Annotated in this window: 15 protein-coding genes; 5 read left to right on the top strand and 10 right to left on the bottom strand. The window is 62.1% G+C overall.

Annotated elements, in window-relative coordinates:
- Window positions 1–1035: GTP-binding protein (locus BV106_RS10060; RefSeq protein ID WP_038164066.1), on the bottom strand; the 1035-nt coding region annotated here is incomplete at its 3' end.
- Window positions 1036–1264: 229 nt separating this feature from the next.
- Between BV106_RS10060 and BV106_RS35375 the strand changes: the two genes are divergently transcribed.
- On the top strand, window positions 1265–3589 hold the full coding sequence (locus BV106_RS35375) for a protein kinase (protein ID WP_265595511.1): 2325 nt from the start codon (window positions 1265–1267) through the stop codon (window positions 3587–3589).
- Between the two features lie 233 nt (window positions 3590–3822).
- Here BV106_RS35375 and rph read toward each other — a convergent pair whose 3' ends face one another.
- From rph to BV106_RS10040, 3 genes are all read right to left on the bottom strand, one after another.
- Window positions 3823–4632 (bottom strand): ribonuclease PH, encoded by an 810-nt coding sequence (rph, locus tag BV106_RS10050; protein WP_038164065.1) that lies wholly within the window; start codon window positions 4630–4632, stop codon window positions 3823–3825.
- 113 nt (window positions 4633–4745) lie between these two features.
- Window positions 4746–5465: a hypothetical protein gene (locus BV106_RS10045; RefSeq protein WP_265595510.1), complete on the bottom strand. Its 720-nt coding sequence runs from the start codon at window positions 5463–5465 to the stop codon at window positions 4746–4748.
- A 102-nt stretch (window positions 5466–5567) separates the two neighbouring features.
- Window positions 5568–6023 carry a GAF domain-containing protein gene (locus BV106_RS10040; protein ID WP_038164063.1) on the bottom strand — a complete coding sequence of 152 codons (456 nt, stop codon included), beginning with the start codon at window positions 6021–6023 and terminating at the stop codon, window positions 5568–5570.
- A gap of 123 nt (window positions 6024–6146) precedes the next feature.
- Between BV106_RS10040 and holA the strand changes: the two genes are divergently transcribed.
- Complete coding sequence (holA, locus tag BV106_RS10035) at window positions 6147–7292, top strand: DNA polymerase III subunit delta (RefSeq protein WP_038164061.1); 1146 nt, start codon at window positions 6147–6149, stop codon at window positions 7290–7292.
- A 366-nt stretch (window positions 7293–7658) separates the two neighbouring features.
- Here the strand turns inward: holA and BV106_RS10030 are convergent, their stop codons facing one another.
- From BV106_RS10030 to eda, 4 genes are all read right to left on the bottom strand, one after another.
- Window positions 7659–8687, bottom strand: coding sequence for a phosphotransferase (locus tag BV106_RS10030; RefSeq protein ID WP_038164058.1), 1029 nt, complete (start codon window positions 8685–8687; stop codon window positions 7659–7661).
- A 17-nt stretch (window positions 8688–8704) separates the two neighbouring features.
- Window positions 8705–10654: a sialate O-acetylesterase gene (locus BV106_RS36800; RefSeq protein WP_063767925.1), complete on the bottom strand. Its 1950-nt coding sequence runs from the start codon at window positions 10652–10654 to the stop codon at window positions 8705–8707.
- Window positions 10655–10750: 96 nt separating this feature from the next.
- Window positions 10751–11830 carry a sugar kinase gene (locus BV106_RS10015; protein WP_038164056.1) on the bottom strand — a complete coding sequence of 360 codons (1080 nt, stop codon included), beginning with the start codon at window positions 11828–11830 and terminating at the stop codon, window positions 10751–10753.
- The gene (eda, locus tag BV106_RS10010) at window positions 11827–12495 is read right to left on the bottom strand and encodes a bifunctional 4-hydroxy-2-oxoglutarate aldolase/2-dehydro-3-deoxy-phosphogluconate aldolase (RefSeq protein WP_038164055.1); all 669 of its coding nucleotides are present in this window, start codon (window positions 12493–12495) and stop codon (window positions 11827–11829) included. Before eda ends, BV106_RS10015 begins: the two co-directional genes overlap by 4 nt.
- A gap of 154 nt (window positions 12496–12649) precedes the next feature.
- Between eda and BV106_RS10005 the strand changes: the two genes are divergently transcribed.
- The gene (locus tag BV106_RS10005; protein ID WP_038164053.1) at window positions 12650–13192 is read left to right on the top strand and encodes a DUF6036 family nucleotidyltransferase; all 543 of its coding nucleotides are present in this window, start codon (window positions 12650–12652) and stop codon (window positions 13190–13192) included.
- 472 nt (window positions 13193–13664) lie between these two features.
- On the opposite strand, the gene BV106_RS09995 is transcribed toward BV106_RS10005, so the two are convergent.
- Window positions 13665–14918, bottom strand: coding sequence for a valine--pyruvate transaminase (locus BV106_RS09995; RefSeq protein ID WP_038164051.1), 1254 nt, complete (start codon window positions 14916–14918; stop codon window positions 13665–13667).
- Between the two features lie 205 nt (window positions 14919–15123).
- Here BV106_RS09995 and BV106_RS09990 point away from each other — a divergent pair, with 205 nt between their 5' ends.
- Complete coding sequence (locus BV106_RS09990; RefSeq protein WP_038164048.1) at window positions 15124–15618, top strand: hypothetical protein; 495 nt, start codon at window positions 15124–15126, stop codon at window positions 15616–15618.
- Window positions 15619–15684: 66 nt separating this feature from the next.
- A complete protein-coding gene (locus BV106_RS09985; protein ID WP_038164046.1) occupies window positions 15685–16623 on the top strand; it encodes a DUF255 domain-containing protein in 939 nt (312 codons plus the stop codon).
- A gap of 80 nt (window positions 16624–16703) precedes the next feature.
- Here the strand turns inward: BV106_RS09985 and BV106_RS09980 are convergent, their stop codons facing one another.
- Window positions 16704–18251, bottom strand: a complete 1548-nt coding sequence (locus BV106_RS09980) for a peptide ABC transporter substrate-binding protein (protein WP_265595509.1) — start codon at window positions 18249–18251, stop codon at window positions 16704–16706.
- Window positions 18252–18430: the final 179 nt, after the last annotated feature.

Raw genomic sequence — 18430 nt, 5'->3', positions numbered from 1 at the left:
GTTCATCTTCGACTCTTTGAACAGACGCTCGCGAATCTTCCGTGACGTCACGTGGTCGCCTTCGCGACCAGCCAGAGGGCCGTCGTTCACGGAGAACTGCATCACGATCGTCGGCGGGTCGATGGCCACGAAAGGCAGGCCTTCCGCGTCAGCGGTGCCAGCCACGGTCTGACCGATGTCCACGTCTTCAAAGCCGCTGATCCCGACGATGTCGCCGGCAGTACCTTCTGCGTTTTCGCTCACACCCAGGCCCGTGTACTGGAACACCTTGGTCACCTTGATCGCCTTGGCAGACTCTCCGGGAGTCTTGCCCAGAAGGAACACGCGGTCACCCAACTTCACGCTGCCGCGGGTCACCTTGCCGATGGCCACACGACCGACGAAGTTGTCCCAGTCGATGTTGGACACCAACATCTCGAAGGAACCTTCGGGTTCAGCCTTGGGAGGGGAGATGTGCTTGACGATCTTCTCAAGGAGGAACTCCATCGGGTGATGCTCACCTTCGGGCGAGTCGCTCACCCAGCCAGCACGGGCGCTGCCGTAAAGGAAGACGGCGTTGAACTGTTCTTCGCTGGCTTCCAGCTCGAGGAAGAGTTCCAAAACGTTGTCATGCACTTTGTCCGGCTGGATGTGCGGACGGTCCATCTTGTTGATCAGCACGATCGGGGTCAGTCCCTGCTGAAGCGCCTTGCGCAGCACGAAGCGGGTCTGAGCCTGAGGGCCTTCATACGCGTCCACCACCAGCATCACCCCGTCCACCATCTTCATCACGCGCTCCACTTCCCCGCCGAAGTCGGCGTGGCCAGGGGTGTCCACGATGTTGATGATGTGGTCGTTCCAGTGAACGGAGGTGTTCTTGGCCTTGATGGTGATGCCCTTTTCCCGCTCGAGGTCCATCGAGTCCATCGCGCGCTCTGCGATCTGCTGGTTCTCGCGGAAGTTGCCGCTGGCACGAAGCAAGGTGTCCACGAGCGTGGTTTTGCCATGGTCAACGTGGGCGATGATGGCGAGGTTACGGATGTTTGCGGGTGACATGGGTGGGCTCTGGAGGGGGCGGAATAACAGTCCGCTTGGCTGGGCTAACAGGCGGTCGGAAGGCCCCGCCCGCGCAAAAAGGGTGGGAATAGTACCCGGAAACGCGAGAAGCGCAAGTGAGGACGATGTCACCTGCCGTTCTGGAAGCCGCATATTCAGCGGAAAAGAGCTCTGACTGAACGGAGGATTTTTGCACACTCCCCATGTTTTTTCATATATGCTGGCGCAGATGTCTGACGATTTTCATGCGCCTGCTCCCCCATACGACAGCTCTGCGGACGGGGAATGGGCACCGCCGACACCGGAACATCTCCAGACCCTGCTGACCGGCTATGAAGTGCTGGAACTGGTGGGTCGCGGCGGCATGGGGGCGGTGTACAAGGCGCGTCAGGTCAGCCTGGACCGGGTGGTGGCCATCAAACTTCTGCCTCCAGATCTCTGGAGCGCGGATGTGGACTACGCGGAGCGGTTCCGGCAGGAGGCCCGCATGATGGCCAAGCTCATGCACCCGGGCATGGTGGCAGTGTTCGACTTTGGCCAGACCTCAGAAGGGCAGCTTTATTTTGTGATGGAGTTTGTGGAGGGCACCGACGTGGCCCGCATGATCGCTGCCCGCGGTGCCCTGCCGCCGGAGGCAGCGCGGTCGATCGCCCTTCAGGTGTGCGAGACCCTGCAGCACGCCCACAAGCACGGCATCATTCATCGGGACATCAAACCGGCCAACGTGATGGTGAATCACGAGGGACGGGTGAAGGTGGCAGACTTCGGCCTGGCGAAAATGCCCGCCCTGGACCTGGAGGGGGTGGATAGCAGCATCACCATGGGCTCCCCGGACTATCTGGCCCCAGAATGCCTGATGACAGGCCAGACCGAGGATCACCGCGTGGATATCTACGGACTGGGGGTGATGCTGTACGAGATGCTCGTGGGCATCATCCCTCGCCGGAACTACTTTCCCCCCAGTAATCGGGTGCGGGGGCTGGACGCGCGCTATGACGGCATCGTCTCCCGGGCCATCGCCCATGATCCGGACAGCCGCTACCCGACGGCGGAGGACTTTCACAAGGACCTCTCCCGGCTGGGTGCCCCTCCCGCCGCCGCCATCCCTGCTTCCCAGCGCCCTTCCGCCGCCCCACGGGCATCCGGACCGCACCGGCTGCCGCCGCCGGGAGCCTCCCGCTATGTGCCCCCGCCGCCCAAGGCCAAAACGCCCTGGGGTCTGCTGGCCATCTGTGTCGCCCTCGCTGGAGCCGGGGCTTACTTTTATCTCACCCGAAATCCGATCTCCTCCGGCTCTCCCGCTGCCCAGACGCCCGAGGTGGCCCGCCAAGGCGAGCTCGACCCGGGTGCGAGCCCCGGTGCGAGGCCTGGCAATCCGGGTTCTCCGTCGCCATCGGGCCCCTCTTCCTCCCCCACCCCGCCAGTTCAGCCAGTCCAACCGGGCGATCAGGCAAAGGCCCTGGAGTTGCTAAAATGGGCGATCGGCTCGGGTGGCAAGGGTGCCATCCGGAGCGGCACCATGGTCCGCGAAGTCCCTACTCTGGAGCAACTGCCGCCTACAGGTGACTGGCACCTGGTGGCAATCGACTGCGGCTACAACATGGTGCCAGCCAGCTCTCCCATCCCCTGGGATCTCGTCGCGAGTCAGCCCCAGCTCGAGGCCTTTTACTTCCGAGGGGAACAGAAGCTGCAAGGGCGGGATCTGGCGAAGCTCGCACCCTTGACCTCCCTGGCTCGGCTCCAGTTCGACAGCGTCGACACCTCCAACGAGGAGATCCAGGGGCTGCCTACCCTGCCATCTCTGAAGCTCCTGCGGCTGATGCGCTCAGGAGTCACGGGTGCCTCCCTGCCCCTCCTGAGTCAGCGACTGCCGCAGCTGGAGCAACTCACCCTTGGCCGGACCCCCATGACGCTGGAGGAGATCAGTGAGCTGAAGCGCTTCCCCAAGCTGTGGGAACTGCGGCTCAGCGAAACCCGCCTTACCTCAGATCTGATGGGCTCCTTCGGCAAGGTGCCCGAGCTCCGCAACCTGAGCTTCGTCAATTGCGCCTTCGACTTCCCCGAGATGCCCAACCTGCCGGGTGTAAAGGTCATGTACATCTTCAATCTGAACGTCACCCAGGCAGCAAAGAAGGACTGGATCCGCTCCCTGACGGTGCTCACCGGCCTGCGCTCCCTGACCCTGATGCGCAGCAACCTCAAGGACGATGACCTCAGCCCCATCGCCGGATTGGCGAACCTGGACTACCTGGATCTCACCTCCAACCAAGTGTCCGGAGCCGCCGTGATGGCGGTCGCCAGCCAACTCCCCAGGCTTGATAACCTGGTGCTGAGCGAGTGCAAAGGCATCACCGATGCCGACCTGCTCCAGCTCACCGAGTGTCGACGGCTCCAGCGGCTGGATCTCCGCAACACCAACATCACCGATGCGGGGCTGAACCCGCTCAAACACGTGCCCGGGCTGCAGGTCCTCCAGCTACAGGGCACCCGGGTCTCCGGTGCGGGTGCGGAGGCCCTGCGACGCGCCCTCCCCAGATGCCGCGTGGTGCTTTAGGCCACCGTCGTGAAGTGTCTCCTAGCCGGGCACCCCCAAGGAGCGGCGGTTTGTGCTTGCACAACCGCCGGGGAAAAGCGGAGGAGTTGGTTGCCCCATACCCATCACATTATGCGGCCCTACCGCTGCTTTCGCGCTTGGTGGCGATCTTCCTCCGGCAACCAACGGCGGTTGTGCAAGCACAAACCGCCGCTCCTTGGATCCCTTGAACTCGCGAGGGCGCGCAGCGGGCCCTACAAGTTCTTAAAAGCGTCTTCCAAGCTCGGGCCCTTCAGCGTGACTGACGTGGGGGCAGGCTCAGCCACCTTGGGCTTGATCGCGCTGTTGATCACCTCTGCCTGCAGCTTGCACAGCTCGACGATGCCTTTTTTACCCAGGGTGAGCATGGCACTGAGCTGGGCCTCGCTGAAGGTGGACTCCTCCCCGCTGCCCTGGATTTCCACGAACTGGCCGTCTTCAGTCATTACCAGATTGCAGTCCACATCGGCATCGCGGTCTTCCTCATAACAGAGATCCAGAAGGGCCTGATTCCGGAAGATCCCCACGCTGATGGCAGCCACCTTCTTCTTCAGGGGCTGCTGACGCAGCACACCTTTTTCCAGCAGGCGGTTGAAGGCAATCGCCGATGCCACACAGGCACCTGTGATGGAAGCCGTGCGGGTGCCGCCATCTGCCTGAAGGACGTCGCAATCGATCCACAGCGTGCGGGGGCCCAGCTTCTCGAGGTCCACCACCGCCCGGAGGCTGCGGCCGATGAGGCGCTGGATTTCCTGGCTGCGGCCGTCCAGCTTGCCCTTGCTGATGTCGCGGTCTTTGCGATCCAGCGTGGAGTACGGCAGCATGGAGTACTCCGCCGTGAGCCAGCCCCCTGTCACACCCTGCGCCTTCATCCAGCGGGGCACTTCTTCCTGAATCGTTGCCGCACAGATGACCTTGGTGTTGCCGAAGGACACCAGCACAGATCCCGTGGCATGGGGAGCGATGTCGAGCTGGAAGGAGACGTTGCGGAGCTGGTCGGGGGTGCGTTGATCAGAGCGAGGCATGCCGCGAGATAGCACAGGCAGGCCATCTGCAAACGCCAAAAGACCAATTTCCGCCAGAGGGACGCACGAACTCTACCCCCGGATTGCCCAAGGCCCACTCCAACCAAGAACCTCTAGCTCGGCTTCGCAACCGGCCGCCCCTTGTCTTCTGGAGCCTTGGTGATCCCGCGGCTCACAAACTCGTGCACCTGCTTCCCCTGGTGATACAGGGTCACCACCACGCCTTTGATGTCATCGTTCTCTTTGCGGCGCATCTTGGGGTCAGCCCATGTCCAGCCCGGAGCAAGTTGCGTCACCTCCAGTTCCAGCGTGTCGCTGTCCAGGCTCACCGTTTCATTGAACTTGATTGCAGGAATGCTCTTGGAGCCTTTGACGTGCTCCGCAGACCTCGTTTTCCCGTCAACACTCGTGTAGTGAATCTGGTAGCGCACTTCCACATTCTCCAGTGTCTGGCCGGACCGGTTCAACACCTTGAAGTGACAGACCCATTTCTCCTTGGCTTCCACCACTGCTGGTCCGTTGGCCCGGGCACGCTGCTTGCCAGAGAGGCACTCATCCGTCCAATCCACCGTAAAGTTGTATCGAACCTCAGCCGGATTGGCCTTGAGCCATTGCTTGATATGCTCCCGGTCCGCCTCGACCAACCGGGTCAGCGGCAGGGTTGCAGTGGAGCCATCCGCCATCTTCAAGTTCACCAGGTCCACCGTCGCAGAGACGATCTCGGCGGAGATCGTGCGCCCTTCTGCACTGGTGAAGGTGCGCACCTCTGCTTTGAGGACGGGAGCGAGCCCCAGGAGGGCAATGGCGAGGGCAACGGGGAGAGAGCTTTTCATGGCCGTGCGATGCGGGAGGTGATTTTCCCGCAGCATAGCCTAAAAGAACTCACAATGTCAATACACCGTCTATTGTACGGCGATCAAACATAGGATACGCCCCTATATTAGCTTTTCAGCGATCTCGCCAGCAATGGCCAGCAGTTGCTCCTTTTCCTCAGTGGTGAAGTCATACGGCACCATCTTGCCAATGCCCAGCGTGCCCCGCAGTTCCCCGCCAGCCAGCGCGGGAACGGCAATGGAGCCCTGCACGTTGGTCTGCCTCGCTCCTTCTTTGGCCACGCCACCCAGATCTGCCTGCAGGTTGCAGAGTTCCACTGGTTCCCGGCGTTCTGCGGCCGCCCCGGCGATGCCCTTGCCCACCGGGATGACTTCCACCACGGGCAGGAGTTGCGGCGGGATGCCCTTCTGCGCCACCAGCTTCAAGAGACCGTCAGACGGGTCAATGCGGTGCAGGGTCCCGGTGGTGCAACCGAACTGGGCGATCACTGCCTCCAGCACGACCTGCCAGTCTGGGGGGGAAGTCTCAAGCAACGGAAGAAGAGAGGAGGTGGACATGCGGCACCTTAGCCCCGGCCCCGCCAGAACGGCAAGGGACAAGGTGCAGGGCTACCGGCACCGGGCATTCCGGGGTTTCGCGGAGTTGCCAGACTGGAGTTTCCCCTCCAAAATGGGCCGCCCATGCCGCCCTCCAAGAAAGCCGCCTCCGCTGCCGCCACGAACTTCACCGTCGTGATGGGAACGGACGACGCCCGGATGAAAGAGGCGGCGCTGAAACTCTCCCGCGAGCAAACGCCCCCGGACGCCGGAGACTTCGGCGTGGACATCATCGAAGGCATCGCGGAGAGCGCCGAGCACTGCGGCCAGATCGTGCGCCGCGTGCTGGATGCCCTGCAAACCCTCCCCTTCTTTGGTGGGGAAAAGCTGGTCTGGCTGAAGAACGCCAACTTCCTGGCCGACAGCGTGGTGGGCCGGTCCAACGCCGCTGTGGAGGGCATCGAGGCCATCATCGACTACGTCGAAAAGCAGCTCCCGCCCGACGTGAAATTTCTGCTCAGTGCCTCCCAGGTGGACAAGCGCCGCTCCGCCTACAAGCGCCTGACGAAGCTGGCTGACGTGCGGGTTTTCGACAAACCCGACACCTCCAAAACCGGCTGGGAGGACGAGGTCATCCCACTGGTGGAACGTCGCGCCCGCGAGCTGGGCGTGAGCTTTGAGAATGAAGCCCTGGAAATGCTGGTGCAGCTGGCCGGGGAAGACACCCGCCAGCTCGACAGCGAGGTGGAGAAGCTGAGCCTCTACACCGACGGACGCCGCGTCACCGTGGATGATGTGCGTCTGCTAGTTCCCTTGAACCGAGCCGGTGTGGTGTTTGAGCTGGGCAACGCCCTCGGCAAACGCGACCTGCGCCGCGCCCTTGAGCTGGTGCGCACCCTCATCTACCAGGGCCAAAACGCGATCGGCATCCTGCTCGCCGCCATCGTGCCCCGCGTCCGGGGCATGCTGCTGGCCGCCGATCTCATGCAGCGCCACCCGCGCCTGCCCCGCAACGGCTACCCCGCCTTCAGCAGCTTCCTGGACAAGCTGCCCGAGCACGAAACCGCACATCTCCCGCGCAAAAAGGACGGCAGCGGTCTGAACGTGTACCCCATCTTCCTCGCCCTCGGCGAAACTCAGCGCTTCACCGCCGCCGAACTGCGCTTGGCCCTGCAAGCCTGCCTGGATGCCAACCTGAAACTGGTGACCTCCAGCATCGAACCCCAGCTCGTGCTGGAGCGGTTGTTGGTCGGGATATTGACGAAGTCGGGGAAGCCAGTGCGTCAGTAGGGGAGTGCCTGCGGCACGGTGCGTCAGTGCGTCAGTGGGCAAGGTGTTGGAAGTGGCGCGGTGCGAGAGCACGAAGTAGGCTTGCGGAAGTTGTTCTTGGTTCGGAAGGCGCGGGGCGACATTGCAATCTCCTCATCTTTCTCCGTCAACCATCGTACATTTCCCAGAACCCGGAGGGTTCGCCATGAATAGCCATGGGTCGACCGAGCGGAGCGAGGACCACCCATGGAAGGTGGGGCTGCACATTCTACCGCGGAGCGGTAGGCCCATCGCGGTCATCGACCCCACGGGTGATCTCGCAGTCCCGCGTCCGATCACCCCCCCCTGACCATCCCGCAAGACGTGGACAGAGCTCCAACCCCTGTGTCAGCTCTTGCGTCTTGTGTCTTGAAGTCTTGTGTCTCCCCTGAAGACGACCGCAAACTCCACCTGATGCTCCTGCCGCTCGACGTTCTCCCGCATCACCTCCAACCCGGTCTTGAACGACTCACTCACCGTCTTCACATCAAGCACCCGGTGGTAGTGAATGTAGATCACGGCTTCACGCAGCAGGAAGAACTTCCGCATCTGCTCCGCATCCAGCTCCTTCACCAAGCCTGTTTCCTGATACCCGTCCCACACCGCCTGCCACAGAGGCAACATCCGGTCGGTCAGGCCCGGGTCGGCAAACTTGTTCAGCACTTTGCAGTACACCGAGTCATAGAGCACTGTGGCCAGGTCCTGAGCAAAGTAGCCGTGCTCTGCGTTGTCGAAATCAAAGAGCCACAGCTCCCCCTCATGAAGATGGCAGTTCCCTAAGCTGACATCCCCATGCACGGGGCCGTAGGTTGAGGAGTCAACAGGCCAGCTCCGAAGGCTGTCCACCAGATCGGCCACACTGGACCGAAATGCATCTGAAACCTGGCCCTCCAGTGCTGCCAGATCCTGACAAATCAGCCGCGACTGATGCCAATGCGGTCTTTTCCACTCCGCCCCCGAGGTCTCAAAAGTTGCCACTCCTGCATGCAGTTGGCCCACCAGCGCTCCCAACTTCCGGTAGAGATCCGGCCCCAGATCCGCTGCCTTCACCTTTTCGCCGGGAGCCTGCTCAAAGCAGGTCACCAGACAGGTCTGGCCGTTGATGGAGCCTTCAACACAAGTCACCCCCTCTTCCGTCAGCAGAGGGGGGCAAACCCGGAGCCCCATGCTCGAGAGATGCGAGACCCACTCCAGTTCAGCCTCAACTTCCGCCTTGGTCCGGTGTCTTCCTTCAGAAATGCGCACGACGCAATCTGCCCCCGACGGATGCCGGGCCCGATACACGTGATTCTGGCTGCTGCCCAGATGCTGCAAGCCATCGACAGGAATCCCATAGGGCTCCACGAATGTCTGCAACTGCGCCCCGGTAAACTTCATTCTGCCAGCCTACCCAGTCAGTGTTGTGTCTCCAGCAGCTTCTTCATCGCCGCCGCATAACGCACGCCAAACTCGCGCAGCGAAGGCGTGTCGAAATGCACGACGTCCCCCTTGTGCTTCAGACCGCTCGAACTCACGACCGCAACGTTCGGCACCAAACCCGGCAGCGTGGTCAGCTGTTCATTCACCACCGGCCAGTGGCTGGGCTTGCCCTCCTTGTTCGTTCTTTCCAGGAACTCGCCCAGCTCCCCAGCGACAAACGGCACCTCCCCCACCCCCAAATCGGCACGCAGGTCCTTGACCATGCCCGCCAAACGCTGGGCATAACTCCGGGCCTTTTCCTCCGAACCGGAGTCCGCCTCGCCCTGATGCCAAAGGATACCCTTCAAGTTGCCGCTCTTCATCGCCTCCCGCGCCCGCACCAGCGCCGCCGCGTAGAGATCGCCGCCTTTGACCCAGCGATCCAACGGTGTGCCGCCTACTGCACAGGGGATGAGGCCAATCGTCACCTTGGGCTTCGCCTCCGCCAGTTCCCGCGCAAAACTCATCCCCAGGCCCGCACCCGCAATGGCGGGCTTGTCCGTGTGCAGCGGCTCCACGCCCGGAGCCCACACATTGCGGGCGGAGAACTTCAGCACCCGTTCCTTGGAGAGACGGTCCTCCAGCGGCAGCAACCCGCGTCCGGCCATGTTGGACTGGCCGATCAGCAGGTAGAGGTCAAACAACTCCTTTTCCGGCATCGATTCCGCCACCTTGGCCTCCTCCCTCAGCTCGCCGTGGTTCCCGTAGGCGAAAGCCTGGTTGATCACCTTTTTTGTCGTTGATCCAGCACTCACCAGTTTTCCGGCGCGGATGTCCTCCTCCTTGATGACCGAGAGCAAAATGGCCTTGTCCGCCGGCTCATAGCGGCCCAGGTCATAGGTAATAAAGATGCGACCATCGGGTGCCTGCGTCGCATCGGGATAGGAGACACGGGGACGCTCATCCAGCAGCAGCTTGTGGGGCCAGGTGTGGCCTTCATCATCCGACAGCCAGGCGGTCAGCTTCGCCCGCGGATACTTCCCGGACGCCGTGGCTTCAGGCTCATGGTACACCAGCAGGAAGGCGCCGGACTTGAGCCGCAGCAGGCAGGCCCGCGTGGCCGAACCCGGTGAGAATCCCGCCATGGGCACCGCTTCGCTCCAGGTCTTGCCCGCATCTGATGACGTACTTTCATAGAGCCCCTTCTGCGTGCGGATCGCCATGAGGATCGACCCGTCTTTTCTTGGGGCCAGGGTGGCCTCGCTGAAGTTGCGCAATTCTCCGGGGATGGTCGTGCCCCCTTGCCAGGCCCAGGTGGCCCCGGCATCCGACGAGACAATCGTGCCAGTCTCTTTGCCAGCCATCTGATCCTTCCAGGCGGAACGCGCGCTCACAAAGAAGGGAGCCAGCCAGCGACCGTCCGGCAGCACGAGGGGCTTCCCGAACAGGGTGCCGCCCTCGCCGATCAACTGAGGTGCCGTCCATTGAGGTTCGGCCTTTTCCGGATCATCCGCGCGGATGGCAAAGGTGCCTGCAAAGCCCGAGTCCGGCTGCCCCGCCGCTTTCGGCGTCACCTGCTTGTAGAAGATCCAGAGCCGCCCCTGGGGATCCACCCAAGGGAGGGGATCCACAATTGCCGTGCCTTTGGGGCCCTCAATCACGGCCACAGGCTTGGACCAGGACTTGCCGTCATTCCCGCTGCTGGCCACCAGCGCGTAGTTGCCCAAATTCCCTTCGCCGACATCACCACTGTACCACGCCGCCCAGAGCCGCCCCTTGGGAGTGCGATCAATCCCCGGGATGCCCTGCCAGACGCGCGCGGTCTCAGAATACGCCGCGCCCGGGGTGGTGATGATATTGGCCTGCGGTGGCTCCGCAGCGAGCAGGATAGAGGAAGCACCCCACACGAGGGCGGCGGCAAGCAAGTGAGAAGGCAGCAGGCGCATGGCAGCAGGAAGGATCAGCTCCTGCTAAACGCATCCCAACACCGTTTATTCCATCGATCAATCTCCCTCCCTGCCCCTCAGTTCATAATTGTGACCTCACCGGTTCACCCGGCCGGACACGTTGCCAGCCATCAGGGCCTCAACTTCACCTCGCGTGGTGAAGTTAAAATCACCCGGGATGGAGTGCGCCAGGCAGGAGGCCGCGACGGCGAAGCTCAGGGCGGTCTGCGGCTCTGCCAGATCAGGAGAGTTCAGCGCATAGATGAGGCCGGCGGCAAAAGCGTCCCCTCCGCCAAGCCGGTCCACAATGTCCGTGATGGCATAGGGTTGATAGCGGTCGCCGTTCAGCGGGGCCAGGAACACCTCGTCCAAGGCGGAGTCATACAGCATGCCACCCCAGTTGTGATGGTTGGCGGAGAGGCTCTTGCGCAACGTCATGGCCACGTGCGTGACCTGCGGATAGAGCGCCTTGATCTGGCGGGAGACATCCAGCACAGGATCCGTGCTGCCTGGAGAGGCATGGATGCCCATCATCGCCGCAGCATCCTCCCGGCCGCCAATGAGCACATGCACATACGGCAGCAGTTCGCGCATGGCGAGCGTCGCCAGTTCATGCGGGCGGAGCCCCGCCTTCCACGTCCAAAGCTTGGAGCGGAAATTCAGGTCACAGGAAATCCGCAACCCGCGGGAGGAAGCCTCCCTCAACGCGTGCAGAGCCACGGCGGCAGCATTCTTGGAAATGGCAGGCGTGATGCCCGAGAGGTGAAACCATCCGGCCCCCTGAAAGATCTCATCCCAAGGATATTCCTTGGGCGTCGTGATGGAGACGGAGGAACCTTCACGATCATAGATCACGTTTCCCGGGCGCTGGTTGACGCCGGTCTCAAGGAAATAAAGTCCCAGCCGGCCCTGCGAGGTCCGCAGGATGTGCCGGGTGTCCACACCGAGGGCGCGAAGGTTGGCCACACAGGCATCCGCGACTGCGTGATCTGGGAGGGCCGTCACAAACGAGGCCTGCCCGCCCAGGTGCGCGATGGACATGGCAACATTTGCCTCCGCTCCCGCAAAGGTGACCTCCACCCCGCCAGGCATGGCCTGCTGAAAGCGCTGGTACGCCGGAGCCGCCAGGCGGCCCATGATCTCCCCAAATGCGACAACTCGTGATCCGCTGCTCATGCCAATCCTCCTCGAACCTTGTTGACGGTGGCGCGCGCGGCGGCGGCCCTGGCCGTGATGGCCGCCCAGTCCCCTGCCTGAATCAAATCCTTGGGTGCCAGCCAGGAGCCCCCCACCGCATGGATCATCGGCTCATTGAGCCACGTTTCCAGATTGTCCTGCGCTACGCCACCCAACGGAATGTAACGCACACCCAGATGCGCGAAAGGAGCGCTAATGCTCTTCAGGTAGCTCAGGCCACCGCAAGGCTCTGCGGGGAAAAACTTGAGCAGCTTGCATCCTGCTTCTACCGCCAGCTCGATGTCCGTGGGCGTGCAGACTCCCGGGGCAAAAGGGAGCCTCAGCCGGGCTGCCTCTGCCACAGTGCGGGGGTTCATGCCCGGCGCGACGCCAAAGGCTGCTCCCGCCTCCACCACCTCATTGACCTGTCCGGTGGTCAGAATGGTGCCGACACCTGCCGTCATCTCCGGCACCTCCTTGCGGATACGGCGCAGGCAATCCAGCGCCACCGGCGTGCGGAGCGTCAGTTCCATCGCGTCCACCCCACCCGCCACCAGCGCCTTCGCCACCGGCACCGCCGCGTCCACGTCATCCAAAATGAGCACGGCGATCACGCCAGCCCGGTACAAACGTTCGTGAAGCTCTTCAGTAGGCGGAGGGTTCATGCGGTGCGGATCGCCACTCTTGGCGCGTCTGTCGGTTGGTGCAAGAGTTGGTCGTGGTTCGTTAATCGTTATTTGTTTCTGGCGGGTCGGAAAGTCTGGGCCTCACCCGAAGGCACACTGGCCCCTTGGCCAGGGCGTGCTATCCTTCGTCTTGATGCGCAGCGAAACCACCCATGATCGGGTTCTTGAATTCATGGCCAAATTGGGCCGAGGAGTAAAAGGCGCGGGGCGAATATACCTCACCGGTGGCGCTTCTGCAGTCCTGTTTGGCTGGCGCTCCGCTACGATGGATATCGACCTGCAGGCAGATCCCGAACCGTTGGGATTCTTTGAGGCGCTACCCGACATCAAAGAAGCCCTTGATATCAATCTGGAGCTTGCTTCGCCTGCGGATTTCATCCCTCAGCTTCCCGGGTGGCAAGATCGCAGCGTATTCATCGGCAGGTATGGTAGCGTTGACTTCTATCACTACGACTTTTACAGTCAGGCACTCGCCAAACTTGAGCGATACCATGACCGCGACCTGCTTGACGTGAAAGCCATGCTGGAACGCGGATTCATCAAAAAGGGACGTCTGCTAGAACTCTTTGAAACCATCAAACCCAAGCTGATCCGCTATCCTTCGATTTCTCCATCTGCATTTGCAGATAGAGTTCTGCAATTCACAACGAACGGCGGCAACGCCGAAAACCAATGAACCACCAGTTCGAGCAGAATGCTCAATTTGCAGACCTGCCTGGATCAGAGTTCATCTGGGAGGGGCTAGCTGACCTCGAATCGGGACGCGAATCCGTGGCGTCTCTGCTAATTGAGATCGGCCGCACGAGGCTCAGTCGCGCAGGAGTCCGGCTTCCCGTGCCTACTACTCCAAAAAGCTCGACGGATGCAGAGACGCGACTCTACCGACTGCTCGGACGTACCCAGCCCGAAAACGCCTATTCGCAGTACAATGCCTGGATCCGAAGGCTGGTCAGTCTGGAACAGGCGCTGGAGTCCAGATACGAGCGTTCTGCGGTCAGACGCCTCAGCAAGGATCTACGCTAGATTGGCCTCAACGCGCAAAACGGCGATCACCTTCTGCAAGCCGACGCCATTCCATCCAGCCCAGCCATTCCCAACACCTTGACCACTGACGCACTGCCCACTGACGTACTGGCCCACCCACTGGTTCAATGCAGTCCATTCACTTCATTCGCCAGGATCTCCAGCCCTTCCTGCACCACGGCCTGCGGCTGGGAGAACGTGAGCCGCAGACACTGGTGTGCATGTTCCCAGGGCTCATCGAGGCCAAAGAAAAAGTAGTGCCCGGGGATGACCAGCACCTTCCGCGCCTTGAGCCTCTGATACAGCTCTGCCGCGGGGATGGGCAGTTCTTTGAACCACAACCAGAGGAAGAACGCGCCCTCCCGGGCGTGCAACGCCCAGGGCACCTTGTCCGCTATCGAAGCCTGTAGCACCTCCACGGCAAAATCTGACCGCTGCTTGTAAAAGGGACGGATATGCTCCCGGCTCACGCGGGGCAGCGTGTTGTCCTTCAGCAGAGGCGTCATCAGCGCCTGGCCCGTGTTGCCGTTCGCCAGAGAAACGATGGCATTCATGTTCCCCAGGGCCCGCACGATCTCCTTCGAGGCCACGACCATGGCGGTTCGCACGCCGGGCAGCCCCACCTTGGACATGCTGATGGAGAAGATCATGCCCTCCTCCCACTGCGGAGCGAATCCGGTGTAGAGCACATCCGGAAACGGGTGCCCATACGCATTGTCCACGATCAGCGGGATGCCGTGCTCACGCGCTAGACCTTTGAGCCGGTCAAACTCATCCGGCGTCAGGACGTTGCCTGTAGGATTCGTCGGACACGAGATGCAGATCGCCGCGATGTCCGGCGTGATCTTGAGCCGGTCAAAATCCACCCGGTACTTGAACTCATGCGCGCCGTGTTCCTCCAACTTGGAACGACAGGCGGTGAGCATCCCGTCTGAAAGTCCCTGGTTGGCATAGCCGATGTACTCCGGCACCAGCGGATACAGGATGCGACGCTTCGTGCCGCCGGAATCCCCGGCCAGCAGGTTAAAGAGCAGGAAAAACGCTGTCTGGCTGCTGGGCAGCACGGCGATGTTCTCATGCGCGACCTGCCAGCCGCACTCACGCTTCAGGAATCCCGCAAAAGCCTCCCGGAACTGCGGACTACCCGTGGGAGGGTCGTAGTTCAGCAGCATGCGGTCCAGAGCGGTGCCATCTGCCACCATCTCCTCCATGCGCTCACGCCAGAGCGCCTGCACCGCGGGAATGGCCGCGGGCTGACCGCCGCCGAGCATACGCATGTCTGGATGCGTCGTCAGCGAGATCCCCAGGTCATCCATCAGTTCCTGGATGCCGCTGGAGCCGGAAAGCCGCAAGCCTACGTCAGAGTATGGAGGCGTCATGATTCCCACAATGAAGGGAGATTGCCCTCCCGGGAAAGAGGATTGTTGCTCACATTCTCGAAACCCGCTCCAAAACCCTTCCCAGACACAAATTGAGCCAGATCACGTCCCGCGCTGTCTCAGGCAGAGCCGAACTCAGGACCGCTTCGTGAGACGTTGCTTTTCATTGAAATCCCTGCCGAGACTCCGTAACATTCGTTGCTTGATGAAATTTCAGATCCTGCCCCCCCTCCTGGCCGCCGCGATGATGAGCCTGCAGGCCTCCTGTGGGGGACTCCCATACAATACGAAGCCCAGCGCTGCGGACATGGATCGCTTTTACAAGAGAGCTGAGGAAATGGCGCAGGATCAGATCGCCGTGCTGGACAAGGAAAAGGCTGCAGGCCGCCTCACTCAGGAGCAGTACGACCAGCGCGTGACCTACGTGAACAACAGCGTGGGTCAGCGCGCCAACGAATTGGCGTGGGCCCGGCATGAACTGGCAGACAGCCAGAAGCGCTCCCTGGGCATCCCCACGGGCGACACACCCCAGGAAGTTTCCGTTCCCAGTTCCGCCGGCTCAGAGAGCTTCTACCGGCCCTACGGTCAGGTGGGCAGCGGTTTCGGCATGAACTACAACAACCCGCTGGGCACTCCGGTGGGCGGCATGTGGCACGGCTTCACTCCGGGCATGATGGCGGGTCAGGCCGGATCCCGGTAACCTCGGGCGGGTGGGAGCGCGTCGCGGCCCACGCACCTTCCTCCACGTGAACTGCCCCTCATGCGAATGCCCCGCCACGCCCTCTCCTCAGCGTTCCAGACTGCCGCCCTGCCTGTAGTAGTCCTGGTTCTGCTCTCCTCCTGCACCATTCTGCCCTTCAACCGACATGCAGATGGGAACAAGGCCTCTGGCAATCCCAGCCTGCCGTCCACGCGGGGCTGGGGACTGATGGCCGATCCCAAACTGACCGGCTCCGCCTCCCCCGGCCTGATGGCCCCAGGCTCCGGTGCCCCGGGCATGCCGCCGGGGGATGGAGGCTCTCCCGCCTCCGCAGAAGGCGGCGGCTTGTTTGACTTCTCCAGCGTCACAGCCAATAGCACCCAGTCCACCAGCCGGGTGCAATGGAGCCGCAGTGCGATGGATGCCACCGAACTGGCCCGACGGTCCGGCAAACCGCTGCTAATCCTCGTCAACAGCCGCAACAGCCCGTCCGGCCAGTCCATCGAGAACACCCTCGTGCTTCAGCCGGAGTTCAAGAAACTGACGGAAGAGACCTACATCCCCCTCTACATCGACTTCTCCGACAAGGCCACGATCGACAGTGACTTCTACCAGGCCTTTAAAGACCGGCTCAAGGTCCGCGGCTACCCGACCATCCTGGTCACCCTGCCCGATGGCACAGAGGTGACGCGCCTGAGCGGCTACAAACACGAGTACGAGGTGAGCTACATGCTCAAGCTGCGCGAAAGCGTGGCTGCCAGCCAGAAGGCCATCGAGTCCCGGCGTAAACGAGTGCTTCCCCCAGAATACCGCGCCTGGACGGACAAACAGGGGGTGGTGGTGTATGCCAAGCTGGACAAAGCCGACGCCAACATGCTGAACCTCACTACCGAATGGGGCACGAAGTTCACCACGTTCACGAACCGCCTGAGCAGCGAAGACCAAGCTTGGATCGAATCCGAGCGGGCGAAGCGGGAGCCAGCGCCAGGGGCCAAGTCCTCCTAGGCACACGCCGTCGCAGCCCAGGGCGAACGAGGCAGCACTCCCTCGTGTTTTTTTGCTCAGGGTGAGAGGCTTAGATCAGGCTACTTCTTCCAGTAGATGGCCCGGAAGGGATGGTTGTCGATCAGATTGGCCTGCACGCCCCCCAGCCCAGGTCTCCGGAACTGCACCCCGACATAGTGATAAACGGGGAAGATGGGAGCCGCCTCGGCGATGAGCAGCTTCTCTGCGTCTGTCATGATCTGGTGCCGCTTGGCGACATCCCCCTCACTTGCGGCAGCGGCGATGAGTTTGTCATACTCAGGGCTGGCCCACCCCGTGCGGTTGTTGCCGTTCCCGGTGGTGAACATCTCCAGGAAGGTGTTGGGATCGTTGTAGTCCCCTACCCAGCTGGACCGGCAGAGGTCATAGCTCAGCTCCCGCATGGTCGCCAGCCAGACCTTCTGCTCCTTCTTCTCCAGTCCCACCTCGACCCCCAGGACCTCACGCCACATCGCCTGCAGTTCCACTGCGATGTTTCGCTCGATCGGCAGCGGCAGGTGCAAGTACTCCACCCGGGGGAACCCACGGCCACCGGGGAAGCCCGCTTCCGCCAGCAGTTCCCGGGCACGCTGGGGATTGAAGGTGACGCCCGGCGGCGGTTGGTAGTTCTGCCCTGCTCCCGGAGGGGTCAGGGAATAAGCCGGCCGCTCCCCGAGCTGGGTGATCTTTTCCACGATCCTCTTGCGATCCACTGCATAGGAGAAGGCCAGCCTCACCCTGGCATCCGTGAAGGGAGCCTTGGTGGCGTTCGCGCGGATGAACCAGGTGCCGAGGAAGTCCCCGGTCTTGAAGTAATCCTGCTCCTTGAGCTTGGGGACGAGCGAGGGCGGCACCATCCCCTTGTCCATCATCAGGTCCGCCTGACCGGTGAGGAAGTAGTTCAGCGCCGTGTTGGCCTCAGTGATCGGGATCACGTCCACCGTCTCCATCGCGACGTTCTTGCGATCCCAATAGGTGGGACTGCGACGAAGCCGGATGTGGTCGTCGATGAGCCATCGCTCAAAAAGGTAGGGGCCATTCCCTACCAGATTATCGGCCTTGATCCAGCTGCCTCCGTGCTTTTCCACCGTGGCGCGATGGACGGGAGAGAGGGTCAGGAAGGCACAGAGGTCGATCCAATAAGGAATGGGGTTCTCCAGTACGCACTCCAGCGTTTTGGCATCCAGCGCCTTCACCCCCACCTGGCTGAAATCCTTCAAGGTCCCCTCATTGTAGGCCTTGGCATTCACCAGCGGATAGAGCTGCGGAGCATAGTCCGATGCCGTGGAGGGCCGGAGCGCCCGCTCCCAGGAGTAAACAAAGTCCTGCGCCGTCACCGGCTCCCCCGTGCTCCACATCGAGTCTGCTCGCAGGTAGAACGTGTATTTCTTATGATCGGGGGAGATCTCCCAGCGCTCCGCCACCGCCGGCTCCGCCTCGCCCGCCGAGTTGTTTCGGCAGAGTCCTTCAAAGAGAGACTCGCTGATCCGCATGCTCACCTGGTCGGTGGCCATCGCCGGATCCGGCGTTTCAATCTCCGCGCTGTTGATGAATACCAGATCTGCCCGCTGCGCATCCCGACTGCAAGCAGTCAGAAGGGCACCGGTCACGAGCACAAAAAGGGGGATGCGGCACAAGTCTCGCATCCCCCAAGATAAAGCGCAGAGCGCTGCAAAGCGCGAATCAAATCAATTGCCAGCAGGCGCTGGTGCCGGCGCAGGCTCGGGAGCCGGCGTGGCAGGAACCGGAGGCGGCGTTGGGGCCGCACCAGGAACGGCGTCCACAGGAG

The organism is Verrucomicrobium sp. BvORR106, from assembly GCF_000739655.1.
In the GTDB taxonomy this organism is placed as follows: Bacteria; Verrucomicrobiota; Verrucomicrobiia; order Verrucomicrobiales; family Verrucomicrobiaceae; genus Verrucomicrobium.
This window is presented reverse-complemented; position numbering and strand designations above follow the sequence as displayed.